General features: G+C 68.1%; 2 protein-coding genes. Both read right to left on the bottom strand.

Annotated elements, in window-relative coordinates; all coding sequences use genetic code 11:
* On the bottom strand, positions 1 to 3,519 hold a 3,519-nt coding region (locus tag A9X03_RS17030), incomplete at its 3' end, for a non-ribosomal peptide synthetase (protein ID WP_068262088.1).
* A 415-nt stretch (positions 3,520 to 3,934) separates the two neighbouring features.
* A partial coding sequence (locus tag A9X03_RS29865) for a hypothetical protein (RefSeq protein WP_197504927.1) occupies positions 3,935 to 4,287 on the bottom strand: 353 nt, incomplete at its 5' end.

Genomic DNA, 4,287 nt, shown 5'->3' with positions numbered 1-4,287 from the left:
AATCGACCACCCATCCGCGGCAATATGATGAGCCACCGCCACCAACACATGCTCATCGCAACCCACACGGAAAAGCGCTGCCCGCAAAGGAATCTCAACCGACAAATCAAAGGGGCGGTGCGCCACGTTGTTGATGGCCTCGACCAAGCGGCCTGCCTGCCACCCGTCGGCATCGACGATCTCCCAACCGAAATCGGCGCACTCGACCGGGAGCACCACTTGCTGCGGGTCGCCGTCGGGTGCGGTGAAGACGGTGCGCAAACTTTCGTGCCGCGCCACCACGTCGCCCAGCGCCGTCCCGAGCACGTCGGCACGCAGTCGTCCGCGCAAGCGGAGCGCGATCGCCATGTTGTGAACCGGCGAGGATCCGTGCAGCTGGTCGAGGAACCACAACCGAGACTGGGCAAACGACAGCGGAACCACCGCCGGGCGGGACCCGGCCACCACCCGCGCGAGCCGGCCGTCGCCCTTGTCGAGGCGGGATACCAGCTGGCCGATCGTCGGTGCTTCGAACAGCGCCCGCACGGACAGGGCCGCATCCAGGCGGGTGTTCACCGCGGCGACCAGACGCATCGCCGACAGCGAGTCACCACCCAGATCGAAGAAGGAATCGTCGACCCCGACCCGGTCGACGTCGAGGACTTGGGCGTAGATGCCGGCCAGGATCTCTTCGACCGCGGTGGCCGGGGCACGGTACCCGTGGACGAGGTAGTCGGGCGGGGGCAGGGCCCGCGTGTCGAGCTTGCCGTTGAGGGAGCGAGGGAAGCTGGTCAAGGCGACGACGGCGGCCGGGACCATGTAAGCCGGCAGCCGCTCGCCCAGCGCGGCCCGCAATTCGGCGGGGTCGGCGGTGCCGGTGATGTAGCCCACGAGGCGTTTGTCGCCGGGACGGTCCTCCCGGGCTATCACTGCCGCTTGTTCGACTCCCGGCAAATCGCCTAGCGCGGCGGTGATTTCACCAAGCTCGATGCGATACCCGCGAATCTTGACCTGCTCGTCGACGCGCCCCACGTAGCGCAGCTGCCGATCAGGGCCCCACCACACCAGGTCGCCGGTCCGATACATCCGCGCCCCCGGCGCCCCGAACGGGCACGCCACAAACCGCGACCCGGTCAACCCGCCGCGGCCCACATAGCCGACACCCACCCCGGACCCGGCCACATACAATTCCCCGACCGCCCCGGCCGGCACCGGCCGCAGCCACCCGTCGAGGACGAAGAACGCGGCGCCTGCCACCGGCGAACCAATCGCCGGCGTCCCCGACCCGGCCACCAACGGCGCGCTCATCGACACCCACATGGTGGTCTCGGTCGGCCCGTACACGTTGACCATCGCGCGCCCCGGCGCCCACCGATCCACCACCTGCGCGGGGCACGGCTCGGCCCCCACCACCAGCGCCGCCCCCACCCCTTGAGGCGAGAGCACGCCGAGCGCCGACGGCGTCTGGGTCAGTACGGATACCCGCTCACCCACCACCAACTCGTGCAGATCGTCACCGCAGCGCGTCACCGCGTCGGGCACCACCACCAGGTGTCCGCCGTGCAGCAACGCACCCCAGATCTCCCACACCGAGAAGTCAAAGGCCAACGAATGGCATTGAGTCCAAACGCGTCCCGCACCCAACAAGTCACCCCCGGCCAACGCCGCAAACAGCTGCGTCACGTTGCGATGGGTGACCGCCACCCCCTTGGGCACTCCCGTCGTCCCCGACGTGTAAATCACGTGCGCCACATCGTCGGGGCCCGGCCCGACCCAGCCCGCGCCCGACTGCGCCGCAACCGCGGAATCGTCAACCTGCACCGCCGCGCCGGCGAACCCACCCAGGTGCGACCGCAATCCCTGCCCGACGACCGCCACCGCCGCCCCCGAATCGGCGAGCATGAACTCCGCCCGGCCCGGCGGCACCCCCGGATCGATCGGCAGGTACGCCGCCCCCGACTTCAACACCCCCAGCAGCGCGATCACCGCCTCCCCCGACCGCTGCACCAGCAACCCCACGCAGTCCCCCGGACCGACACCATGCCCGACGAGCCAGCGCGCCAACCGGTTCGACGCCGCGTCCAGCTCGCGGTATGACCACGATCGGCCCCCACACGACACCGCCACCGCCTCGGGAGTGCGCTCCGCCCATACGCCGAACAACTCCGGAATCGACCGTCCCGGCGCACGATCGGCCGCGGCCGCCCAGTTCCCCCACCCGGCCAGGCGGGCCCGCTCTGGCTCTTCGAGGACGTCGATCGACAGCAACCGCCGCGTCGTATCGGCGGTCAGCGCCACCAGCACCCGTTCCAAGCGGCCCGCCAGATGGGCGGCCTCGAAGCTGGACAGGGGCTCCCAGGCGCCCGCCGTGCTCAGGGAGATCCCGTCCCCGTCGCCGGAGAAGATCAGCCCGAAACCACTTGCCTGGCCGGAATTCGTGTAGGACGCCGAGGCGGTGACACCACCGAAGGGCAGGGTGAAATCGGACGGGACGAAATTGACGCTCACCCGCTCGGGCGGCCCGACCGGGCCGCGGGCCTTGCGCTCCAACGCCTGCACCGGAAACCGTTGATGCTCAATGGCTTCGCGAATCCGGGTGTCGACGTGCAGGCAGAAATCGGCGACCGTGAGTTCGGGCGCCACGCGCAATACCAGCGGCACCACCCCGGCGACCATGCCGGGGAGCGTCTTCGATTCCGGGCGCACTCGCCGGTTGACCGGGAAATCGAGGACCACCTCCGAGCCACCGCCGGTCCAGCCACGCACCAACAGTGCGCACGCCGCGGTGATGACCGACGTCGGGGACACGCCCCACACGTGGGATAGCTTGTGGACCCGGCGGAGGATGCCGGAGTCCAACGCGACCGGCGCGGATGGCCAGGGATCGCGCTCACCCGTCGCGCGCGGGGCCTGATGGGGTCCCTCGTCGATCGCGGGCAGGTTCTTCACCCAGTACGCCTCGTCGTCGCGGTAGTCGCCGGACGTTTCGTACCGTGACTCGCAGTCGAGAAGGTCCCGCAGTGACCCGAAGACGGCAGGCGGGATGGGGGCGGCGGAGACGATCGCGGAGTAGATCGAGGCGATGCGGTGACCGACGAGCGCGACGCCGGTTCCGTCGACGATGATGTGGTGGCAGCACGCGAACAGGTGAAACTGGTCCGCACGGGTCTGGAAGAGGGCGAACCTGAACAGCGGACCCGTCAACGGCATCGGCGTTCGCTGGATCGACAACGCTATCCGCCGGGCCTCTTCGATGGCGTCGCCCGAACCGGTCAGGTCATGGAAAGCCAGCTCGATGTCGGAGCATTCGATCGGCCGCTGGAACACCTGACCGTCCGCCTCGACGAAACAAGCCCGCGCCGGTTCGGCTTCTTCAACCGCTTGGCGGATCGCCCACTTCAGGGCGTCACGTTGGACCCTGCCGTCGATCCGGACGAAGAGGCCGATCTGCCACTCCGTGCCGGAGTGGCCCGTCTCCTGCGCGAGCCAGATGTCTAGTTGGCCGCGCGTGAGCGGAAGGGCTTGCTCACCAAGCTGCATCCAACTTCCCAACCATGAGGTTCACCGTTCAAACCCCCGGTTGACTGCAGCCGCTCGACCGAACCCTCCGCAATGCCCGTTCGGTTCCGCGTGATGGAGCGCACGACCGCGGCGCGATCCGCGTGCGGTTCCTCGCCCCTGTTGCCGCCCGTCGCCGACTAAGCCGGGGCCGCGGATGTCGTCATCGAACGGATCGACACACACAGTTTCTCCACCAACTTAGTCAACATGAGTGCAACAGTCTGAAAGATTAATCGAGGGCGAGAATGTGCGCTAGAGGTTTCGAAAAGTCTCACCTGTCTTACAGCACTCCTCTAACCGCGCACAAAAGATACGCAAAGAATGTTTTTGAGCGACAAACCGGATACACGGTTCGGGACGGCCCGCGTGGGACCGTCCCGAACCGGGTGTCGTGCTAGAGCAGGCCGAGCAACTGCAGGTCGGTCACGTACTTGACGATCACCGCCGGCGAGACGTGCGGGATGTCGTTGTCCGTGCCGATCTTGGCTTCCTGCACTGCGGCGCGGAATCGATCGGTCGGGGCGAACGCCCCGGTGGCCGGTTCGGGCGCCTGCAACTGGTTGTAGCCCGGGACTTGCAGCATCTGCAGGACCGAGTGCTTGCGCTGGTGCTCCGGCAACTCGCGCAGCGCGGCCTCGAACCGCTGCAGCCACTCCCCGAAGTCGTCGATGCGCTCGATCGGGTAGCCGGCCTCGATCAGCCAGTCGACGTACTCGTCGATGCCGATGCCGTCGTCGTGCGGGTTCA

The sequence above is a fragment of the Mycobacterium sp. E1715 genome, assembly GCF_001667625.1.
In the GTDB taxonomy this organism is placed as follows: Bacteria; Actinomycetota; Actinomycetes; order Mycobacteriales; family Mycobacteriaceae; genus Mycobacterium.
This window is presented reverse-complemented; position numbering and strand designations above follow the sequence as displayed.